Origin of the sequence: Gilliamella sp. Gris3-2 (genome assembly GCF_001690345.1) — a bacterium.
Taxonomy (GTDB): Bacteria; Pseudomonadota; Gammaproteobacteria; order Enterobacterales; family Orbaceae; genus Gilliamella; species Gilliamella bombi.
In genome coordinates this window covers 1-22,432 of record NZ_LZHB01000033.1, presented here as the reverse complement: position 1 = coordinate 22,432, position 22,432 = coordinate 1, and the positions used below count along the sequence as shown (strand labels likewise).

19 protein-coding genes are annotated in these 22,432 nt (G+C 33.5%); 12 read left to right on the top strand and 7 right to left on the bottom strand.

All coding sequences use genetic code 11. The annotated features are described in order from the left end of the window. Positions 1-311 precede the first annotated feature (311 nt). From A9G32_RS13345 to A9G32_RS05670, 4 genes are all read right to left on the bottom strand, one after another. Positions 312-434 (bottom strand): hypothetical protein, encoded by a 123-nt coding sequence (locus tag A9G32_RS13345; protein ID WP_255306830.1) that lies wholly within the window; start codon positions 432-434, stop codon positions 312-314. A 53-nt stretch (positions 435-487) separates the two neighbouring features. Next, on the bottom strand, positions 488-982 hold the full coding sequence (locus A9G32_RS05680; RefSeq protein ID WP_065591029.1) for a hypothetical protein: 495 nt from the start codon (positions 980-982) through the stop codon (positions 488-490). 154 nt (positions 983-1,136) lie between these two features. Further along, complete coding sequence (locus A9G32_RS05675; RefSeq protein ID WP_065590892.1) at positions 1,137-1,646, bottom strand: hypothetical protein; 510 nt, start codon at positions 1,644-1,646, stop codon at positions 1,137-1,139. A 154-nt stretch (positions 1,647-1,800) separates the two neighbouring features. Then, complete coding sequence (locus A9G32_RS05670) at positions 1,801-2,292, bottom strand: hypothetical protein (RefSeq protein WP_065589672.1); 492 nt, start codon at positions 2,290-2,292, stop codon at positions 1,801-1,803. 393 nt (positions 2,293-2,685) lie between these two features. Between A9G32_RS05670 and A9G32_RS05665 the strand changes: the two genes are divergently transcribed. The 10 genes from A9G32_RS05665 to A9G32_RS05620 all read left to right on the top strand — a co-directional run bounded on the left by A9G32_RS05665 (position 2,686) and on the right by A9G32_RS05620 (position 15,460). Next, positions 2,686-3,915 carry a phosphopentomutase gene (locus A9G32_RS05665; RefSeq protein ID WP_065589673.1) on the top strand — a complete coding sequence of 410 codons (1,230 nt, stop codon included), beginning with the start codon at positions 2,686-2,688 and terminating at the stop codon, positions 3,913-3,915. Between the two features lie 52 nt (positions 3,916-3,967). Beyond that, a complete protein-coding gene (gene deoD / locus A9G32_RS05660) occupies positions 3,968-4,684 on the top strand; it encodes a purine-nucleoside phosphorylase (protein WP_065589674.1) in 717 nt (238 codons plus the stop codon). Positions 4,685-4,788: 104 nt separating this feature from the next. Beyond that, positions 4,789-6,030 carry a nucleoside permease gene (locus A9G32_RS05655; protein WP_065589675.1) on the top strand — a complete coding sequence of 414 codons (1,242 nt, stop codon included), beginning with the start codon at positions 4,789-4,791 and terminating at the stop codon, positions 6,028-6,030. 304 nt (positions 6,031-6,334) lie between these two features. Further along, positions 6,335-7,504 carry an adenosine deaminase gene (add, locus tag A9G32_RS05650; protein ID WP_065589676.1) on the top strand — a complete coding sequence of 390 codons (1,170 nt, stop codon included), beginning with the start codon at positions 6,335-6,337 and terminating at the stop codon, positions 7,502-7,504. Between the two features lie 29 nt (positions 7,505-7,533). Beyond that, positions 7,534-9,507, top strand: coding sequence for a bifunctional 2',3'-cyclic-nucleotide 2'-phosphodiesterase/3'-nucleotidase (locus A9G32_RS05645; protein WP_065589677.1), 1,974 nt, complete (start codon positions 7,534-7,536; stop codon positions 9,505-9,507). A 23-nt stretch (positions 9,508-9,530) separates the two neighbouring features. Further along, positions 9,531-9,935 (top strand): cytidine deaminase, encoded by a 405-nt coding sequence (locus A9G32_RS05640; protein WP_442902820.1) that lies wholly within the window; start codon positions 9,531-9,533, stop codon positions 9,933-9,935. A gap of 104 nt (positions 9,936-10,039) precedes the next feature. Next, the gene (locus A9G32_RS05635; RefSeq protein ID WP_034911047.1) at positions 10,040-11,341 is read left to right on the top strand and encodes a pyrimidine-nucleoside phosphorylase; all 1,302 of its coding nucleotides are present in this window, start codon (positions 10,040-10,042) and stop codon (positions 11,339-11,341) included. 99 nt (positions 11,342-11,440) lie between these two features. After that, complete coding sequence (gene ushA / locus A9G32_RS05630) at positions 11,441-13,057, top strand: bifunctional UDP-sugar hydrolase/5'-nucleotidase UshA (RefSeq protein ID WP_442902821.1); 1,617 nt, start codon at positions 11,441-11,443, stop codon at positions 13,055-13,057. A 14-nt stretch (positions 13,058-13,071) separates the two neighbouring features. Further along, positions 13,072-14,619: a YjjI family glycine radical enzyme gene (locus A9G32_RS05625; RefSeq protein WP_218055851.1), complete on the top strand. Its 1,548-nt coding sequence runs from the start codon at positions 13,072-13,074 to the stop codon at positions 14,617-14,619. After that, complete coding sequence (locus A9G32_RS05620; RefSeq protein WP_065589679.1) at positions 14,594-15,460, top strand: YjjW family glycine radical enzyme activase; 867 nt, start codon at positions 14,594-14,596, stop codon at positions 15,458-15,460. Before A9G32_RS05625 ends, A9G32_RS05620 begins: the two co-directional genes overlap by 26 nt. Before the next feature lie 314 nt (positions 15,461-15,774). Here the strand turns inward: A9G32_RS05620 and A9G32_RS05615 are convergent, their stop codons facing one another. Both A9G32_RS05615 and A9G32_RS05610 read right to left on the bottom strand, forming a co-directional pair. Further along, the gene (locus A9G32_RS05615) at positions 15,775-18,081 is read right to left on the bottom strand and encodes a Tex family protein (RefSeq protein WP_065589697.1); all 2,307 of its coding nucleotides are present in this window, start codon (positions 18,079-18,081) and stop codon (positions 15,775-15,777) included. Positions 18,082-18,247: 166 nt separating this feature from the next. After that, positions 18,248-19,687: a hypothetical protein gene (locus tag A9G32_RS05610; RefSeq protein ID WP_065589680.1), complete on the bottom strand. Its 1,440-nt coding sequence runs from the start codon at positions 19,685-19,687 to the stop codon at positions 18,248-18,250. Positions 19,688-20,020: 333 nt separating this feature from the next. Here A9G32_RS05610 and greB point away from each other — a divergent pair, with 333 nt between their 5' ends. Then, the gene (gene greB / locus A9G32_RS05605; RefSeq protein ID WP_065589681.1) at positions 20,021-20,503 is read left to right on the top strand and encodes a transcription elongation factor GreB; all 483 of its coding nucleotides are present in this window, start codon (positions 20,021-20,023) and stop codon (positions 20,501-20,503) included. A 102-nt stretch (positions 20,504-20,605) separates the two neighbouring features. Continuing rightward, positions 20,606-21,709, top strand: coding sequence for a YcbX family protein (locus tag A9G32_RS05600; RefSeq protein ID WP_065589682.1), 1,104 nt, complete (start codon positions 20,606-20,608; stop codon positions 21,707-21,709). Here A9G32_RS05600 and A9G32_RS05595 read toward each other — a convergent pair. Continuing rightward, positions 21,699-22,271, bottom strand: coding sequence for a cell division protein ZapC (locus tag A9G32_RS05595; RefSeq protein WP_081296765.1), 573 nt, complete (start codon positions 22,269-22,271; stop codon positions 21,699-21,701). The genes A9G32_RS05600 and A9G32_RS05595 overlap by 11 nt on opposite strands. Positions 22,272-22,432 lie beyond the last annotated feature (161 nt).

Genomic DNA, 22,432 nt, shown 5'->3' with positions numbered 1-22,432 from the left:
ACATAGGCATTGACAAATGACATCAGTCACTCCTTAATTTAATTGTGTTAAATAAATTTGGGCTCTGTTATATAAAATATAAATGCAGATAAACAAAATTATAAATAAGATAATTGGTTTGTAAATAACCCAAAATAGATTATAAGTATTCATTATCAGGAGACAAACTGATTAAATTATCATTATAATTTGATTAATAATTGAGCTGTGACAATGTTGAAATTCGATTAAAAAGTATGCTGATATTTTGAAGGAAGCAGTAAATTGAAATTTAGCAGATTAAAATTTAGTAAATGTGAATTTAGAGCATTTTAGAGGATGGTTGTGTTGCCATGGGTATTTATATCTAATTGCTGTATTAAATCACGTAATCCATCGGCATCCTTGACCTTAAATAATCGTTTTTCCGCTTCCTCTTTAGTCAATCCCACCATATTGGTCTATTCCTCCAGTATAATAATTGATTATGTTGTTAGCTTACAAAATACTAAAAATTAAACTTAAAAAATGATTTCTTATTAGCTTCTAAATCTCTAATTCCACTACATTTATAGACAGATAATGCCTCTTTCAAAATGGTTAATAAATCCGCCTTCGACATAGTAGGTAAACTACTCGGGTTCATTGACACAATTTCCCAAGCAAATTGTATCGGATATAGGTCAGTAGATACTGACTCACTAGGATCCAAATCGCTAGAGTCCAAAATAAATTCAATATTCTGACCATTAACATACAGGATATGTACCTCCTTAGTAGTTGGTTCAGGTATACCTGAAGGACTATCATAATTCAACACATCACTACAGTAAAATAACCAATACCCTCGTTCCTTATCCACACACCAAGCGTGTTGATGAACATCAAAACTCTTCAATAGTTCAGGCATTTTGGTACCAAAGCGGCGGTACTTATTCCATAAATTATCTAAATCATATTTTTTAGCATCTTCTTCCGACACATAGGCATTGACAAATGACATCAGTCACTCCTTAATTAAATTGTGTTAAATAAATTTGGGCTCTGTTATATAAAATATAAATGCAGATAAACAGAATTATAAATAAGATAGTTGGTTTGTAAATAAACAAAAATAGACGATATAATAATTGATTATAGTGTTAGCTTACAAAATACTAAAAATTACATCTAATCAGTGCTTCTTCATTAGATTCTACATCTCTAAGTCCACTAAATTTATAGACAGTTAACGCCTCTTTTAAAATAGTTAATAAATCCGCCTTCGACATACTAGGTAGACAACTCGGGTTCATTGATACAATTTCCCAAGCAATTTTTATAGGAAATGAGTTGACATATTCCAAACCGATCGCTTGCAAATCGCTAGGTTTCCAAGGAGTAGCTTCCAAAATAAGCTCAATATTCTGGCCATTAACATGCAGAATAAAAACCTGCTTATGAGTTGCTTCAGGTAAACCAGAAGGAGTATCATAATTTAAAACATAATTACAATTAAATAACCAATACCCTCGTTCCTTATCCACACACCAAGCGTGTTGATGAACATCAAAACTCTTCAATAGTTCAGGCATTTTGGTACCAAAGCGGCGGTACTTATTCCATAAATTATCTAAATCATATTTTTTGGCATCTTCTTCCGACACATAGGCATTGACAAATGACATCAGTCACTCCTTAATTAAATTGTGTTAAATAAATTTGGGCTCTGTTATATAAAATATAAATGCAGATAAACAGAATTATAAATAAGATAGTTGGTTTGTAAATAAACAAAAATAGACGATATAATAATTGATTATAGTGTTAGCTTACAAAATACTAAAAATTACATCTAATCAGTGCTTTCTTATTATCATTTAAATTTCTAAGTCCACGTTTATAGGCAGTTAATGCCTCTTTTAAAATGGTTAATAAATCCGTCTTCGACATACTAGGTAAACTACTCGGGGTCATTGACACAATTTCCCAAGCAAATTGTATCGGATATAAGTCGGTAGATACTGACTCACTAGGATCCAAATCGCCACGAGTCAAAATAAATTCAATATTCTGACCATTAATATGCAGGATAAACACCTCCTTATCAGTGGGTTCAGGTAAACCCGAAGGACTATCATAAGTCAATACATCACCACAGTAAAATAACCAATATCCTCGTTCCTTATCCACACACCAAGCGTGTTGGTGAACATCAAAACTCTTCAATAGTTCAGGCATTTGAGTGAACCAAGGATTGTACTTATTCCATAAATTATCTAAATCATATTTTTTAGCATCTTCTTCCGACACATAGGCATTGACAAATGACATCAGTCACTCCTTAATTAAATTGTGTTAAATAAATTTGGGTTGTTTTATATAAATGCAGATAAATAGAATTATAAATAAGAATGTTCCAAGTCAGAATGTTTTGTTTTTTATGTATATTCATTACGTTTTTTTCTCAAAATAGTGTAAACAGCATGACTAATTTCTACACTTAAAAAAATGTTTTATAAATTTTTTGATATACAAAAATATGACTAAGATCAAATTAATCACATTATTTATACAAATATTCAGCTAAAGCAACGCTTAAATCTTTTTTGTTTTTTGTTATCGTGTATTATAGCTAACTAAGCGATGTTTTTATAAATTATAACCAGAATTCTAATAAAAAAGATTGTACACAAATTAAGTTTTGCTTATTAGTTAGAGGAAATTATGAAAAGAGTTTTTATTATGATCCTAGATTCGTTTGGTATCGGTGGCGCTGAAGATGCAAATAAATATGGCGATGAGGGTGCTGATACTTTAGGACATATTGCTGAAGCTTGTGCTTTAGGTAAAGCTGAGCATGGTCGTAGTGGTCCATTAAATTTACCTAATTTAGGCAAATTAGGCTTAATCGAAGCGGCGTATGAATCAACTGGTCATTATCCTAAAGGTATGCAAACTGAAGGTGAAATTATTGGTTCATATGGCTATGCAAGCGAGATTTCCTCAGGTAAAGATACTCCATCAGGACATTGGGAATTAGCTGGCGTGCCAGTTCTTTTTGACTGGGGTTATTTTACTAATACCACTAATAGCTTCCCTCAAGATCTTTTAGATAAAATTGTCTCTCGTGCAAAACTTCCTGGTTACCTCGGTAATTGTCACTCATCTGGTACAGTCATTCTTGATGAACTTGGTGAAGAACATATAGCATCTGGCAAGCCAATTTTTTATACTTCTGCTGATTCTGTATTCCAAATTGCATGTCATGAGGAGGCATTTGGTTTAGATAAACTTTATGAAGTCTGCGAAATTGCACGTGATGAGCTAAATAAAGGTAATTACAACATTGGCCGCGTTATTGCTAGACCTTTTGTTGGCAAAAAAGCGGGCGAATTTGTGCGTACGGGTAACCGCCACGATCTTGCTGTTGAACCACCAGCACCAACGATGATTAAAAAACTAGTTGATGAAAAACAAGGTACCGTAGTGTCAATTGGTAAAATTGCCGATATTTATGCACAAGTTGGAATTACCAAAAAAGTAAAAGCAACCGGTCTTGAAGCTTTATTTAATGCGTCACTAGAAGAAATTAAGCAGGCTAAAGATAATACGATTGTATTTACTAATTTTGTCGATTTTGACTCTTCTTATGGGCATCGTCGCGATGTCTCAGGTTATGCCGCTGCTTTAGAATATTTTGATAGTCGTCTTCCTGAGATGTTAGCGCTTATCCAACCTGGCGATCTGCTTATTATTAGCGCCGATCATGGTTGTGATCCAACTTGGTCAGGTACCGATCATACTCGCGAACATATTCCTGTCATTGTCTACGGAGATAGTGTGCCTGTTGGCTCTTTAGGTCATCGTGAAACATTTGCCGATATAGGACAGAGTGTTGCCGATTATTTTGATTTATCGCCAATGGATTACGGTAAATCTTTTATAAAAAAATAAATAATTTAAGTTTAAGTAATATCGATTTCAAAACAAATATCAGGAGAAGTTAATGTCTACCCCGCATATTAATGCTGTTGATAATGCCTTTGCAAAAACCGTTTTAATGCCCGGCGATCCGCTACGAGCAAAATTCATTGCAGAAACCTTTTTAGAGAATGCAACAGAAGTTACTAATGTAAGATCCATGTTGGGTTTTACTGGTTATTACAAAGATAAAAAGGTTTCAGTTATGGGGCATGGAATGGGTATTCCATCTTGTTCAATCTATACAACCGAACTAATTAAATTTTATGGTGTTGAAAACATCATTCGTATTGGTTCATGTGGTGCAATTAGCCCTAATGTCAACTTGGGGGATGTTATTGTTGGGTTAGGTGCTTGTACCGATTCAAAAGTCAACCGTTTACGTTTTAAAGATCATGATTTTGCCGCTATCGCCGATTTTGATTTAACTTGTAATGCCGTTAATGCAGCTAAAAAATTGGGTGTGAATGTTAAAGTTGGTAACCTTTTTTCTGCTGACCTTTTTTATAGTGTTGAACCTGATATGTTTGATGTTATGGAAAAATACAATATTTTAGGCGTCGAAATGGAAGCAGCTGGCATTTATGGCGTTGCGGCTGAATATGGTGCAAAAGCACTGGCTATTTGTACAGTTTCGGATCATATCCGAAAAGGCGAAGCAATGTCAGCAGAACAAAGACAATTAGGGTTCAAAGAAATGATCACTGTTGCACTGGAGTCTGTTTTATTAAATCAAAACTAAAAAAATGGCAGGTTAATCTGCCATTTTTTATTTTGATCAAATAATTATTTTATTGATATTTAGATATTAGATTATAGTAAATCTCGTTTATTAAGGAATTATAAATGAATATTCATTTTAAACTTAGGGTTATATTTTTCTTACAATATTTTATCTGGGGAAGTTGGTTAATAACTCTCGGTTCTTATATGATACGTAAATTACAATTTACTGGTCTTGAAGTAGGATCAATATACGGAACAATGGGTATCGCTTCTTTGTTTATGCCAGGCTTACTTGGGATTGTAGCGGATAGATGGATACCTGCTAACCGTTTGTATATGCTTTGTCATTTAATCGGTGCTTTAACGCTATTTATTGCGGCTTCAGTAACATCTCCTTTCATGATGATGATTGTGATATTGATTCATTGCCTAGCTTTCATGCCAACCATCGCCATTTCAAATTCAATCGCTTATTCTTGCTTAGAATCACGTGGACTTGATGTTATTACCGAGTTCCCTTGTATCAGAATTTTTGGCACCATTGGATTTATTGTTGCTATGTGGCTTGTAAGTCTTTTAAAATTAGAACTGAGTAGCATGCAACTTTATATTGCAGCTGCATCTGCTTTATTACTCAGCCTTTATTCATTCTTGCTACCATTGATTCCAACAGCAAAAAATAAAACTGAAGAAAAAAACATCATTAGTTCATTAGGGTTAGATGCTGTTGTTTTATTCAAACAACCACGAATGGTTATATTTTTTCTATTTGCAGTTTTATTAGGCGGTATTTTACAAATAACCAATACTTTTGGTAATCCATTTTTACATGATTTTGAAAGATTCCCTGAATATGCTGATAGTTTAGTGGTTAAATACCCTTCTATACTGTTATCTATTTCTCAAATGTCAGAAGTCGCATTTATCTTATTTGTACCTTTTTTTATGAAACGTTTAGGTATTAAATACGTTATGCTAATTAGTATGCTTGCTTGGGTTGCTCGTTTTGGTTTATTTGCTTATGGCGATCCATCTCTTTTCGGTTCTGTTTTACTTCTCCTTTCAATGATTGTTTATGGTTGTGCTTTCGACTTTTACAACATATCTGGCTCAATGTATGTTGAAAAATCGGTATCGCCAACCATTCGTAATAGTGCTCAAGGATTATTTATGACCATGACTAATGGGTTCGGTGCTTATTTAGGTTCGGTAGGCAGTGGTTATGTAGTCGATTATTATACAGTTGGAAACGTTACAGAATGGCAAACAGTTTGGCTTATTTTTGCAGGTTATGCTTTGGTTCTAGCAATTGTATTTATGTTGATCTTTAAAAACGAAAAGCCTAATCCAAAAACTATTTAAATCATTAATTAATTATTCTTTGTGTGGTGGAGCTTTTTCCCACTCAATCAATACGTAGGCAACAATACATTTTGTTGCCTTTTTACTAACAATTAATTATCGTAAAAATTTGATTTACCGCACAAAAATATAAATAAGTGATGCAAAAGATATAGCAGATAAGTATCTTATCAAGTTAAAATAACTCAATTAACAATGATATACATGTTATTAAAAATTTTTTAATAAGCTTTTGATATCATTGTTAGTAAAACCAATGTTATTAAAGCCAATTTATCTCATTTAAAAATAGATTAAATACCTAATGAACGATCAAATGATACCTAAAGTTATATTGCACGAACATGTTGAAGGCAGCATTACCCCTGTCATGGCTCATCAGTTAGCGCAAAAAAATAATATTCCTTTTCCTAGTACACTATGTTACAAATCAGGTCAATACAATGCCAAAGAATATAAAAATGGTAGATATTTGTATGACGAATCCAAATTTGAAGAATTTATTAATACATATGATACCGTTTCTAGCTTTCTAAAAGATCCTGAAGATTATTATTCTATTACTTACGATTTTCTTAATAGAAATGCTAAACAAGGGTTAATTTATTGCGAGCTATTTTTGTCCCCCTATCATATTTGCACAACCGAAGTGAATGGAAAATTAATTTGGGATAAAGAAAGGTTCAATCAAACTCTTTTCCACATGGACAAAGCAATTATAAAGGTACAAAACGATTATGATATTACAGTTAGATATCACGTTATTGGTGTTAGACACCTAGGCGCTAAAGTTGTTTATGATACGTTGTGTTTTATTCAGCAAAATCATCACCCTTTTATTACGGGATTTAATATTGCTGGTAACGAAATGGCTGGGCATTTTGATGATTTTAAAGATGCACATAAGTTGGCTACTCAGCTGAACTTAAAAAAATCGTATCATGCTGGCGAAATTGATTCAGATGAGAGCATTATTCAAGCTCTTAAACACGGTGCAATCAGAATCGGTCATGGTATTCGTGCCATTGAAAACAAAGCGCTTATTTGTGAGCTGGTCGAAAAAAAAATTACTCTAGAAATTGCTTTAACGAGTAATCGGATTTTAGTGAATGAATTGCATGGCGATATTTATCAACATCCAATAAGGCAACTTTATGACCAAGGTGTTCGCATTACCTTAAATACCGATGATGCAGGGATTTTTGGTACTGATATTGAAAAAGAATATAGTATCGCCCAATCCATATTTGCATTTTCACGATTAGAATTGCTTGATATAACGCTATGTGGCATTCAAGCCGCATTTGTTGAAGATATGGTTAAAAGTCGTTTAACTGAGCAAGTTCTTTTATGTTTTTCATCTGATGATAGACAATTGCTTAAAAAATTTATTAATGACAAAAAATATCATCCAGCAATCATTGAACGATTTTTAGAATATCAAAAGCTGTTACTAGCCATACCCGTTAACTAATTTAGTTGTCAGAATAATAGGAGATTTGCATGAAAAAAAATAAGTTAATTTTACCCTTTTTAACCCTATTTATATCTGGCGTTGTTAATGCCGCAACGGTTGATTTAAGGATTATTGAAACAACCGACTTGCATGGAAACATGATGAATTATGATTATTTCAAAGATCAGTCTGTTGATTCTTTTGGATTAGTAAAAACTGCTAATTTAATTCATCAAGCAAGAAGTGAGGTAAAAAATAGTGTTCTTGTTGATAATGGTGACCTAATTCAAGGTAGCCCAATGGCTGATTATGCCGTAAAGAAGGGTTTTAATGATGGCGATATTCATCCTGTTTATAAAGCGCTCAATACACTTAATTATAGTGTGGGTAATATTGGTAACCACGAATTTAATTTTGGATTAGAATTTCTACAAAAAAGTCTTTCTGGGGCTACATTTCCTTACATCAACGCTAATGTTTATGATGCCAAAACTCAAAAGCCATTTTTTACACAATATATTATCTTAGATACTCCTGTTATTGATAGAAACGGCAATAAGCACACGATTAAAATCGGCTATATTGGTTTTGTCCCTCCACAGATTATGCAATGGGACAAACTTAATCTTGATGGCAAAGTTGTCGTCAAAGATATTACAGAAACGGCCAAACTATTAGTCCCTGAAATGAAAAAACAAGGCGCTAATGTTATTATTGCTATTCCACATTCTGGTGTTTCAGCTGAACCTTATAAAGCATTAGCTGAAAATTCGGTTTACTACTTGAGTCAAGTAGAGGGTATTAATGCAATTATGTTTGGTCATTCTCACGGCATATTTCCTAGTGAAGATTTCAAATCATTACCAAATACTGATATCAAAACTGGTAACATTAATCATGTGCCTGCTGTTATGCCCGGACATTGGGGTAGCCATTTGGGAGTGGTGGACTTAGTTCTTGATGGTGATAAATCAAAATGGCAAGTGATTTCAGGTAAATCAGAAGCTAGACCAATCTATGATGTAAAAACTAAAAAGGCACTTGTTAAAGCCGATCAAAAAATCGTCGACATTCTAAACAAAGATCACCAAGGAACACGTGAATTTGTTAGTAAACCAATAGGTAAAGTTTCAACCGATATTACGAGCTATCTAGCATTGGTTGAAGATACATCTGCCTTACAAATTATTAATGATGCACAAATCGATTACGTTAAGCAGTTTATTAAAGGGGATCCTGATCTTGATGGTTTGCCCGTTTTATCGGCCATTGCACCATTTAAAGCTGGCGGCAGGAAAAACGATCCTAGCGCTTTTGTTGATGTTAAAGCAGGTAATTTGTCGTTTAGAAATGCTGCAGATATTTACCTTTATCCTAATATTTTGTCTGCTGTGAAAATTACAGGTAAAGATGTCAAAGAGTGGTTAGAGTGTTCAGCTGGTGTATATAATCAAATTAATACTAATTCATCACAACCACAATATTTGATTAATTGGGATAAATTCAGAACCTATAATTTTGATATTATTGATGGAGTGAATTATCAAATAGATGTAACAAAGCCACCCCGTTATGATGCAAATTGCCAGTTAATTAACCCTACATCTGAAAGAATTAGGAATCTGACTTATCAACAAAAAACAATTGCTCCTAACCAAGAATTCTTAATTGCCACCAATAATTATCGTGCTTATAGTGGTATATTTCCAGGTACTGGTGAAAAAAATGTCAAATTTAATTCTCCTGACGATCTAAGAGTAATTCTTTCAGCCTATATTACCAATACTACCCAAAAATATAGTATAACGAATGTTACCATCGACAATAATTGGCAAATTTCTCCAATTATTAGTAACACAAAATTAGATATTCGCTTTGAATCATCACCAACAGATGAAGCTAAAACCTATATCGAGAAACATTCACTATACCCTATTCATTTTATCGATACAGATACATCTGGTTTTGGTGTTTATAAGATAGATTTGCAGTCTCCTGTTAACACTCAACCTAAAATTTAGTTAGATTTATTACGGCCAAAAGGATTATTAATATGAAAATTGAAAAACTGATTGAACTTGCTAAAACAGCCCGTTCTAAAGCTTATGTACCTTATTCTAAATTTCAGGTTGGTGCCGTGCTAATTACTGAAGATGATGAAGCAATTTTAGGTTGTAATATTGAAAATGCATCTTATGGACTAGCAAATTGTGCCGAAAGAACGGCAATTTTTAAAGCGGTTTCTGAAGGTAAAACAAAATTTAAAAAATTGGTGGTAATTGGAGCTACTGATGGGCCTATTTCACCATGTGGAGCTTGCCGTCAAGTTATTAGTGAGTTTTGTGCTAAAGATATGCCTGTTATTTTGACCAATATGAACGGTAAAATTCAGGAAACAACAGTGGGAGAATTATTACCTTGGTCTTTTTCACCAAGTGATCTTGATTAACATTATTTTTTAACAATAAAAAATAATAATTAGGACTTAAAATTTATTTTGTATAAACAAAGCAATACACTAATTTTATTTATTGATAGTAAGAGAGAATAGTAATGAGATTTGTAGATATTATAGAAAAAAAACGTGACGGCAATGTATTAACCACTGATGAAATCCAATTTTTTATCACTAATTATACCAATGGAACTATCCCCGATTATCAAGTTAGTGCTTTATTAATGGCAATTTATTATCAAGGTATGACTTCCAAAGAGTGCGCAGATTTAACCTCGGCGATGATGTATTCTGGCGATACTGTTGATCTGTCTTCAATCAAAGGCATTAAAGTTGATAAACATTCAACTGGCGGTGTAGGTGACACTACAACATTAGTTCTAGCTCCTTTAGTAGCAGCTTTAGATGTTCCAGTAGCAAAAATGTCCGGACGAGGGCTTGGTCACACGGGCGGCACCACAGATAAATTTGAATCGATTCCTGATTTTAAAATTGAATTAAGTAAACAAGATTTTATTAATCAAGTTAATAATAAAGGCCTTGCAGTTATTGGTCAATCAGGCAATTTAACCCCAGCAGACAAGAAACTTTATTCGTTACGTGATGTAACAGGTACTGTTAACTCTATTCCTCTTATTGCAAGTTCAATTATGAGTAAAAAATTGGCAGCGGGTGCTGATGCCATCGTTCTTGATGTTAAAACAGGTGATGGTGCGCTAATGAAAGATATGGCCGATTCAGAAAAATTAGCCCATGAAATGGTAAATATTGGTAATCAAATTGGCCGTAGAACCATGGCAATTATTTCGGATATGTCTCAACCTCTTGGTTTTGCAATTGGTAATGCTCTTGAAGTAAAAGAAGCAATTGATACGTTAAAAGGTCATGGTCCAGCCGATTTAACCGAACTGGTTTTAACATTAGGTAGTCAAATGGTTGTACTTGCCGATAAAGCAAAAACATTAGAAGAAGCCAGAATAAAACTTCAAGAGGTCATTAAAAATGGTAAAGCTATCGAGAAGTTTAAAACCCTAATTGAAGCACAAGGCGGTGATAGTTCGGTCGTTGATCATCCTGAAAAATTGGCTAGTGCACCTTACCAAATTGCCCTACCAGCCCTTAAGTCAGGTTATGTATCAAAAATTATCGCAGATCAAATCGGGATCGCTGCAATGCAATTAGGTGCTGGTCGTGCAACCAAAGAAGATATTATTGATCCCGCTGTTGGAATCGTGTTACATAAAAAAGTAGGCGACAAAGTTACTGAAGGTGAAGCTTTATTAACGATACACGCCAATACTGATAAGCTTGATACTATCAAGCAAAAATTATATGACAATATTACCATTAGTGATAACGCAACTGAGCCACAACTTATTTACAAGGTGATTACAGGATAATAGCTGTTATATAAGGATTTAGGAGATACCATGTACTATTATCAGTTTAATAAAAAATTATCATTACTTGTTTGTATGGGGCTATTTTCAGCCTCTTGCATGGCCGCTGTTTCCACAAAAAGCTCATCAGTTCCAACTTTAGAAAAAGACAAGTCTTATCAATTTACTATTTTGCATACCAATGACCACCACGGCCGTTTTTGGCAAAATGATATTGGTGAGTATGGGCTTGCTGCTCAAAAAACCGTAGTAGATGAAATTCGAAAAGAAGTTACGGCAAAAGGAGGGAAATTACTGCTGCTATCAGGTGGTGATATTAATACTGGTGTCCCTGAATCTGATGTACAGCAAGCCAAACCTGATTTTATTGGCATGAATGCGGTTGGTTACGATGCTATGGCTGTGGGTAATCATGAGTTTGATCATCCTTTGACTATTATTCGTGAGCAACAGAAATGGGCAAAATTTCCTTTTTTATCGGCAAACACTTACTTTAAAGGCACAGATAAACGTGTATTTGATGCCTATCAAATGTTTGATTTGAATGGTATTAAAGTTGCTGTGTTTGGTTTAACCACTGACGATACCATTTTTCTTGCTTCACCCAAAAATACGGAAGGCGTCGAATTTCGACAAACCTTACCCGAAGCACAAAAAATAATTAAACAGTTAAAAGATAATGAACACCCTGATATGATTATTGCTGTCACTCATATGGGGCATTATGAAAATGGTGAACATGGCTCAATGGCACTGGGTGATGTTGAATTAGCCAGAAATTTACAGGCCGGCGATTTAGATATGATAGTGGGAGGACACTCACAAAACCCTGTGTGTATGGCTAGTCCTAATAAACGTATTACCGAATATGTACCAGGTACACCTTGTGCGCCAGATCAACAAAATGGCACATGGATTGTGCAGGCCCACGAATGGGGGAAATATGTTGGACGTGCAGATTTTGTCTTTTTAAATGGCAAAATCACGTTAAAAAATTACCAATTAATTCCTATTAACCTTAAAAAAGAGGTTGATAATGGTAACAGTACCAAACGCCTTGAATATTACACGCAAGAAATTCCTCAAGATAAATCCTTACTTGAAAATTTAAGACCTTATCAAGAATTAGGTAAACAGCAGTTATTAGTGAAAAGTGGCGAGTTAAAAGGACGATTAGAAGGTAATCGAGATGTTGTTAGATACCAACAAAGCAATATGGGACAACTTTTACTCAGTGCTTTTGTTGAAAAAACCAATGCAAACGTTGGCATTATGTCAGGGGGGATGATTCGTGACTCATTAATTGAAGGTAATATTACTTATCGTGATATTTTAAAAGTAGAACCTTTTGGTAACAGTGTGGTTTATTTCGAATTAACTGGTAGTGAATTAATTGATTATCTAAAAGTTGCATTAAGTAAAAAACAAGGTTCGGGTGGGTATGCACATTTGAAAAATATAAACCTAACAAGAAATGGGAACAATATTGAAGATGTAAAAATTAATGATCAACCGATCAATTTACAAAAAAACTACCGCATTGCTACACTTGACTTTTTAGCCGCTGGTGGAGATGGCTATCCAATAACTAATACATCACCGACTTACGTTGATACGGGTTATCGCGATGCCGATGTAGTAAAACAGTATTTTGAGACTCATTCGCCAATTACTGCGTCTGATTATGAACCAAAACAATTTATTATTGAGAAATAAATATTGAGATAATTATGAGCATGACCGAATTTCAACAAAGTTGTTATAATATTGTGACAGACCCCAATTTGTCACCCAAACAAAAATCAAATTTGCTCGCCTTAGCAGCAGAAAATAATTTACCTTATGTAGATCTGGATGAAGAAACACAACAAGCTTTAAATGACCGCGTTATTTGTGATATGTACGAAGGTCACGCACCTTATAAACCTCGTTATGTTTTACCTGATTATGTGAAATTTTTAAAACAAGGATCACAATGGCTAGAACTTAATCCAGCTGAAACATTTGATGATGCATTGAATTTGCTTATCATCATCTATCATCATGTTCCTTCAGTAACTGGTATGCCTGTTTATTTAGGATGCTTAGATCAAATTTTACTTCCTTACGTTGGTAATCTTACTGAAGATGAGATTTATCAGCGATTAAAGCATTTTTGGATCATGCTTGATCGTAATTTACCTGATGCATTTATGCATGCAAACATTGGACCAACCGATAATATTATCTGTCGGGTAATCTTGCGTATAGATAGAGAGCTCAAACAAGTTGCTCCAAATTTAACCTTTATCTATGATGAAGACATTACACCAGAATCATTATTATTAGTGACAATTGAAAATATTTGTGAAACAAGCAAACCTCATATTGCAAACAACAATATGATCCAAAAAGATTTTGATAACCAAGGTTACGGTGTTGTAAGTTGCTATAATTCACTACCAGTTGCTGGAGGAGGAAGTACGCTTTCACGAATCAATTTAAAAGAAGTTGCGATACGCAGTAAAAATATAGAAGACTTTTTGTCAAATATCTTACCTCACTACTGTCAATTGCAGCTCAATCTTATTCAAGCAAGGTTATACTTTCTTTACAATAAATCAAACTTTTTTAACAGCAGTTTTTTAGTTGAAGAAGGTTTAATTGATCCAAAACGATTTGCTCCAATGTTTGGTATATTTGGAATGGCTGAAGCTGTCAATATCTTGCAAGAAAAAGCAAATTTAGCTGGACGTTATGGTTTTGATGAACAAGCTAATGAACTTGCATTAACTATTACACAATTAATTGCTGAGTTTATTAATAACCATACAATAGATTATGCTTGGAAAGGGAAAGCAATGCTACATTCACAATCAGGCATTAGTATAGATAGAGCAACAACACCTGGATTAAGAATACCATATGGGCAAGAACCCGATCCTGTCACTCATATTATGGCTCTGTATAAACATCACCAGTATTTCACTTCGGGTATTAGTGATATTTTAACAATTGATGAGACCATAAAAAATAATCCCCTAGCTTTGCTACAAATTTGTAAAGCTGCTTTCAAATTTGGTTTCCGCGAATTTACTGCCAATATCAGTGGTAATGATCTTGTTCGAGTTACAGGTTATATGGTGAGATTATCTGATATTAAAAGATATAAAAAAGAAGGTTCGCGAATTAATACTACTTTCTTAGGAGCCGAAGCTGCCGAAAATACCGAAAATAATAGTTATTTATGTCGAAAACCACGAGTAATTAGTCATGAGCAAGTCATGGGCAATCGTTAATAAGCTTTTACCCTTTTCTTGTGTAGATGGACCTGGTAATCGACTAGTTATATTTTTACAAGGATGTAATTTTCGTTGTTTAAACTGCCATAATCCTTATACGATATCATTGTGCAAGGATTGTGGTCAATGTGTTGATACTTGTCCACACAAAGCATTAAGTTTTAGTAACAATAAAGTTATATGGCAAACTTCAAATTGTCAGCAATGCGATACTTGTATTAATACTTGTAAGCATTCTTCATCACCAATGACTTATAGATATAGTGTAGATGATATTTTAATCGCTATTCGGAAATATCTACCGTTTTTAAATGGTATTACCATAAGTGGTGGAGAAGCAACAATGCAGTTACCCTTTATTAAAGAGCTATTCAATGTTATCAAACAATCTAACGATTTAAAGCACCTTACCTGTTTTATTGATAGCAATGGTTATTTAACTAAAACAGGATGGCAAAAAGTAGAAAATGTGATGGATGGCGCAATGATTGATCTCAAAGCTTGGGATAATGATGTGCATAAAAAGTTAACGGGAAGAGACAATCAACGAGTAAAAGAAACGATTAACTATCTGGCAAAAATAAAAAAACTATATGAGGTAAGACTTTTAATTATTCCTAAACAAACGGATCTACAGGATAATGCTGAAAATATTGCCAAATTTTTAATTGATTTGGATTCCAATATTCAAATAAGAATTAATGCTTTTCATAATCATGGTGTATATGGTATTGCTAAAAACTGGCCACCTGCCAGTAGACCCGAAGTAGAACAGTTTGCAGAACAATTAAAACAACATAGCCTACAACATATTATATTACCTAATGTTTATTTGTAATGGTAATAACTTGTTACTTTTAAGTATCAATAAATAACAGATAATTTATACCAATGTGTAAATACTTCAAACTTAGTCAAGATTCAAGTAGAAATTATGCTGCTTGTTTAAGGATATTTACAATAGAATTATATAATATTAATAATACTTTATATCATAACTGATAATACTATTACATTAAGTAAAAAAGATAAACCTGAGTTGGCTTTAATTATATGTTTCAGTTCTATATTGAATAGATCGCTATTAGGTAGCTTTAACTAGATGGTTTTAAATGCAGAAAAGGGACAATTGTCCCTTAAACTAGAAAAATATTATTTATTCTTTTTAAATGCAGTTGCAAATGCATTTCCCATGACATTATTAGTCATTGAAGATGAGTGTTGTTTTTTAGTATTGTTAACCGAACGTTCATTAATGAATTTTCGATTATCAGTTTTTGACGTTGCAGGATCATCTAATCGCATTGATAAAGCGATACGTTTTCGAGGAATGTCAACTTCTATTACTTTAACTTTGACTATATCACCAGCTTTTACCACTGTTCTTGGATCATCAACAAACTTATCTGATAAAGCTGAAATATGCACTAAACCATCTTGATGCACACCAATATCAACAAACGCACCAAAATTAGTTACATTAGTAACAGATCCTTCCATAATCAGACCTATTTTTAGGTCTTCCATCGTTTTTATATCATCAGCAAACTGCGCAGTTTTAAATTCAGGTCTTGGATCACGACCAGGTTTATCAAGCTCTTTGATAATATCTGTAACTGTTGGCACACCAAAATGATCATCTACGTAATCGATTGCTTTAAGTGATTTTAAATAGTTTGTATCACCTAAAATTTCTTTTAAAGATTTGTGATTTTTTTCTAAAATTCGTTCTACAACTGGATAAGCTTCTGGATGAACGGCCGATGCGTCAAGAGGATTTTTACCATCCATTATACGTAAAAATCCAGCGCACTGTTCAAATGCTTTAGGACCTAAGCGAGCCACTTTCAATAATTGTTTACGATCCGTAAATTGTCCATTTTCATTACGCCAATTAATTATATTTTGAGCTATTACTTTATTAAGTCCAGCAATACGAGCAAGTAACATCATCGAAGCAGTGTTTAAATTCACACCAACGGCATTAACACCATCTTCAACAACAGCATCAAGTTTTTTTGCTAACTGAGTTTGGCTAACATCATGCTGATATTGCCCCACCCCAATCGATTTAGGATCTATTTTAACAAGCTCTGCTAATGGATCTTGTAAACGACGTGCAATTGATACTGCACCACGAATAGATACATCTAAATCAGGAAATTCTTGCGCTGCTAGTTCTGATGCAGAATAAACCGAGGCACCTGCTTCGCTTACAATCACTTTTTGCGCTTTCACTTCTGGATATTTCTTTTGAACATCAAGATAAAAACGTTCAGTTTCGCGCGAAGCTGTACCATTACCAATGGCCACTAATTCAACTTGATATTTAATACAAAGTGCGGCAATAACCATAGCTGCTTTATCTGCCTGCCCTGTATGAGGGTAAATCGTTTCAGTCGCAACTAATTTACCTGTTGCATCAACAACAGCTATTTTTACACCTGTCCTTAAACCAGGATCCATGCCCATAGTAACTTTCATACCTGCTGGAGCAGCCATTAACATATCATGCAAGTTAGCAGCAAATACGTTAATCGCTTCTTCCTCTGCTCGCTCACGTAATGTTGTCATTAATTCGGTTTCCATGTGCATCAGAATTTTAATGCGCCATGTCCAATTAATCACAGCTTTGCGCCATTTATCTGCTGGCTGTTCATTAAAATGGACGCCTAGATATTCAGTGATAATTTGTTCACAATAACTCTCTTTAGGCGCTTGTTCAAATTGCGGATCAGCATTTAAGGAGAGTTGTAAAAAGCCTTCATTTCGCCCTCTAAACATTGCTAATGCACGATGAGATGGTATTTTAGAAATCAGCTCGCTTTGTGAAAAATAGTCTCGGAATTTAGCTCCTTCTTCCTCTTTACCACTCACCACTTGTGAAACTAAATGAGCATTATTCCAAAGATAATGGCGCACTTTTGCTAATAATGCTGCATCTTCTGCAAAGCGCTCCATCAAAATGTAACGAGCTCCATCCATTGCTGATTTTATATCAGTAATACCTTTGTCGGAATTGATATATTTTTCGGCTTCAATTACAGGATCAAGCATGGGATTCTGCCATAAGCCATCCGCCAATGGCTCAAGCCCTGCTTCAATGGCAATTTGACCTCGAGTACGGCGTTTAGGTTTATATGGTAAATAGAAATCTTCGAGTTCAGTTTTACTAAGCGTTTGTGCAATACTGTTACTTAATTCTAATGTCAATTTACCTTGTTCTTCAATAGACTTTAAAATTGTTTGCTTACGATCTTCAAGTTCTCGCAAATAGCTTAATCGACTATCAAGAGTACGTAATTGGGTATCATCAAGCCCACCTGTCACCTCTTTTCGATAACGAGCAATAAAAGGAACGGTACTGCCCTCATCTAATAATTGAATCGCCGCTTGAACTTGTTCTGACTTTACGGCTAACTCACTGGCTATAATATGGCTAATTTGTTTATTCATCATGGTATTTTTAACAATTTTAAGCAAAGTAGTGATTATATACCTATCCTTGTTTCTGTTGCAATTCAGATCCCTTGAACTTCTACCTAAAAAAATATCACTATTTTATTGTAGTTATATTTTTTGATTTGGCTCACTTTAAATAAAGCATACTATAAATTTAGCTTCGTTATTTAGAACTACATAATGCGTAATACGGATGCTGATCATCTCTATCGCCATTTAGTGCAGCATCATTCATATTGATATAAATAGGAGAACCCGTAGAATTAGAAATATCACTAGTCCAACCATAGGTTGGATTATAAAAATTATCACCTTGATAATACGCTAATCCCCCCCATTCAGTAATTAATCCCCCATGTACAGCTCTTTTATAGTAGTTATCAGGATTATTACCATATTTATCTTGATGAAGCAGAAAGTTTGCATTACTCAGCTCTCTAAGAGATGCTAATTTATATTCACCTAAACTTCTGCACCAATCTTTTTGCTCTTGATATGTATCAATATATTCTCCTCTATTGATAAACCATTTAGTTATCCGGAAACTGTAACTAAGCATTACGCCTTGTTTGGTTTCGCCTATTATCTCAATATCAACAGGTAAATTCGCTTTGGGTGCTGTAGCTCGATTAGCACCTTTAGATGAGGAATCAGGACCTTTTAACGTAACCAGAACCATATTTTTCGCATCATAAGCCTTAAAACCACCTACAACTACTGCTCTTGGAGCCTCTGACTTTGTAACTGTCGCTGTAATTGCGCCAGGTGCTCCTTTATCAGGATCCGATGTTCTTACGATCCATTTTGTTGTGCTTAGTGAATTATCAATATTCTCGGTAATTAAATAGAAAAAGAGATCATTTGCACCAACTGAAGGGAAATTATTTAAATAATCATCTTGTGGTACAAAACCATTCCAGTCTACCCAATCAAAAACAGATCTATCCCCCCAAGAATAAGCTGGAGCACTATAAAGCATATGTGGACTAGCATATTTGATAGCTTCACCACCTACTTGTACATTAAAATTTCGATAAGGTGTTTTTGTTATAGCAATCTTACTATCTGGGTAATTTTGAAAATTTGGAACTCCGTATTTTGTAGTTAATGCTACCCCACCACTAACTTTAATATAAGGATAAATACCACTTTTTACTAATTTTTCAAATGTCGTTTTTGTTTGATCGTCTGTTAATTTAACTTCTTTATTATTTTCGTCTTCGTAATACCATTCCAACGAAACTGGGTTATCCTTGTCCTCTGATAATTTAATATCTCCATCACCATCAACATCTATAACCTCAGAGCTTTCTGGTTGTTTAATTGCTGCTAATAAACCTAAACTTTCAGGAGTTTTAGTTGAAACATCTGAGCCTAATGCTGTGTTCAAATCACCTGTATAAAAATAGGTATTTCCATTATAGATGACACCAAAATAATTAAATGCTTTATTGGATTGAATATTATTTTCAATTGAACTAATAAAACGAGGACTATTTCCATTAATAGGATTTGCAGTAACAGCCGATAATGCTAAAGATTTAGTTGAAAAAAAACTAATAAGACAAACTAGACCCCAAATTGGCTCTTTCCGTGTAGTCATATTCATTCCTAATGGTGATAATAATAACAACTTATTTATTTTATTATTGTATAATTGCGAAATTAAATTTATTTATGCGATATAATTAACTTAATTACTTATTGAGCAAGAGATATTCCAAGAATAAAATTAAAAAACGCAACACAAGCAATGAAAAAATAATATCATTTTAATGTTGATTTTTAAAGATTATTTAACGTTATTTTGATAAACATTAAAAAATAGAATAAATTTTATTAAATAAATGTCGAATTTTTACTCGAGCAATATATTTTAATAAAGAAATATCGAGTTTTTACTCGAGAAATAAAGATTACTATAGGGAATGAAAATATGCGAAAGAATAATTATATAACAAGAGAAGGTTATTTGAACCTTAATCGTGAATTGAAATATTTATGGAAAGAAGAAAGACCTCGCGTTACACAAGCTGTATCAGATGCAGCAGCCCTCGGCGATCGTAGTGAGAATGCAGAATATATTTATGGAAAACGAAGATTACGCGAAATTGATCGGCGTATACGTTTTCTTACCAAGCGACTAGAAACGTTAACAATTGTCGAACCACACCCAAAACAAGAAGGTAAAGTATTTTTTGGCGCATGGGTAAAATTGGAAGATGAATCTGGTAATTTACATATTTACCGTATTGTTGGTAGCGATGAATTTGATCCTAAAAAAAATTGGATATCAATCAATAGCCCTGTAGCAAAAGCATTAATAGGTCATAAAGTTGATGATGAAATAGCCGTTATCACCCCTAATGGAAAAGCATTGTATTATATTACTGAAATTAGCTATACCGAGTTATGCTAATATGCCCTAAATTATTCATTCCATTTGTTAAATCTAAAAACTATAAGATATGGGTAATTAAGTATATAATTATCAAAACATTTGTAATTTATGTAAGATATTATGATTTTCGTCAATCAACTATACATCTACCCAATCAAATCGATGCAAGGGATACAACTAACAAAAGCAAATACAGTTGATGGAGGCTTTGAGCATGACCGTATATTGATGCTTAGTGAACCCGATGGCACTTTTATCACGGCAAGACAACACCCTGAGCTCCTGAAATTCAAAACATTCATAGTAAAAAACGAAGTACATATTTCGCTATCTCCAACTGAAATGATAATATTTAATCTTGATGAGTTTTCGTTGAATTATGAGCCTACTGAAATTTGGGGTAATCATTTTACTTCATTAATTGCCCCTATAAGAGTCAATCAATTTTTCAGTCAAATTTTGCATAAAGATGTACAATTAAGATGGGTTGGTCAACAATTAACTCGTCGAACCAAACGCTATCCTGAAATTCCTGTTAGTTTTGCTGATGGTTATCCTTATTTGTTATTAAATAAAGCTTCATTTGATTATTTACAACAGCAATGCCCTGAAAAACTCGATATTAGACAATTTCGTGGAAATATCGTTATTCAAGGAGCACTACCTTTTGCGGAAGACGGCTGGAAAACAATAAAAATTGGCAATGTGATTTTTGATATTGTTAAACCTTGTAGTCGCTGTGTTATAACGACAATGAATATAAAATCTGCAACATTCTTAACTGATAATGAACCAATTAAAACCTTACGTTACTTTAGAGCCGATAAGCAAGGTGAAATTGATTTTGGTATGAATATGATAGCCCGAAATCATGGAACAATTTCAGTTCACGATAAAATTGAAGTATTGGAACGGCAACCAGCTAAAAATTATATTAAAACCTTTCCAACAGAAATAAAAACTGAAGCAAAAGTTTGTACAATAAATTTTGAAAATCAAATAATTAAAGGTAATAATAAGCAAACTATTTTAGAGCAGTTAGAACAACATAAAATAGCATTACCTTATTCTTGCCGTGCAGGTATTTGTGGACGTTGTCTAGTTGAATTAAAACAAGGTGAAGTAGAGGCATTAACACAAGCTGCTATTAGGCGAAATAATAAAATTTTAGCCTGTAGTTGTGTGCCTAAAGGAGATATTACAATTAAATTACTTAAGAAATAGCCTTAAATTCAAAATTATCTGAAGTCAGCTTTTGTTCAGTAAATCTTTTCTCTACAGATATTAATCTATCATTCATTACTTTAATTGCTTCAGAAAACACAAACGTTTTATTCATTGCAATAAATGAAGCTTGTGCAATAATACAAAGAGATGCATTTTCCCCTGCTTCAACGACCATTAAACAAACCTTTTGTCCATCTTCTTGTAAAATTACCTCAACAATATCAGCTATTTTGGGCTTGTATAACATTGGTTGTTGTGAAAAATACCAACTTTTAGGCATTTGAGGCTTTAAAAAATTAGCTGCAACAATAGCGTTAATAGCTAGTTCAATCTTTTGTGAATCTGTCAAATTAAGTAACTGACAACTATTATAAAATTGATAATAAGACGTTGCGTCACTAACAGAAAATGGAAACTCACCAAAAACATCAGGAACTAACATTTTACTTGGATAACAAGAACGAAATAACATTTCAGATGAAACTTCAAGCATTAAACTATCGTATTCGCTATCAAAATACCATCGCCAACAATCAGTTGGTCGAAAAGTCATTTTCATTAATATGTTACCCTTATCATTTGATTTAAAATTGGTCAAAAAGATAACATAAATTACATAAAAAATAAATAAAAAGTTAAAATAAAAATAATTTAATTATATAATTTTTAAAAATTTAATTATAAAGTGAAAGGATCAAAAAAATATAAATTGGATCTAAA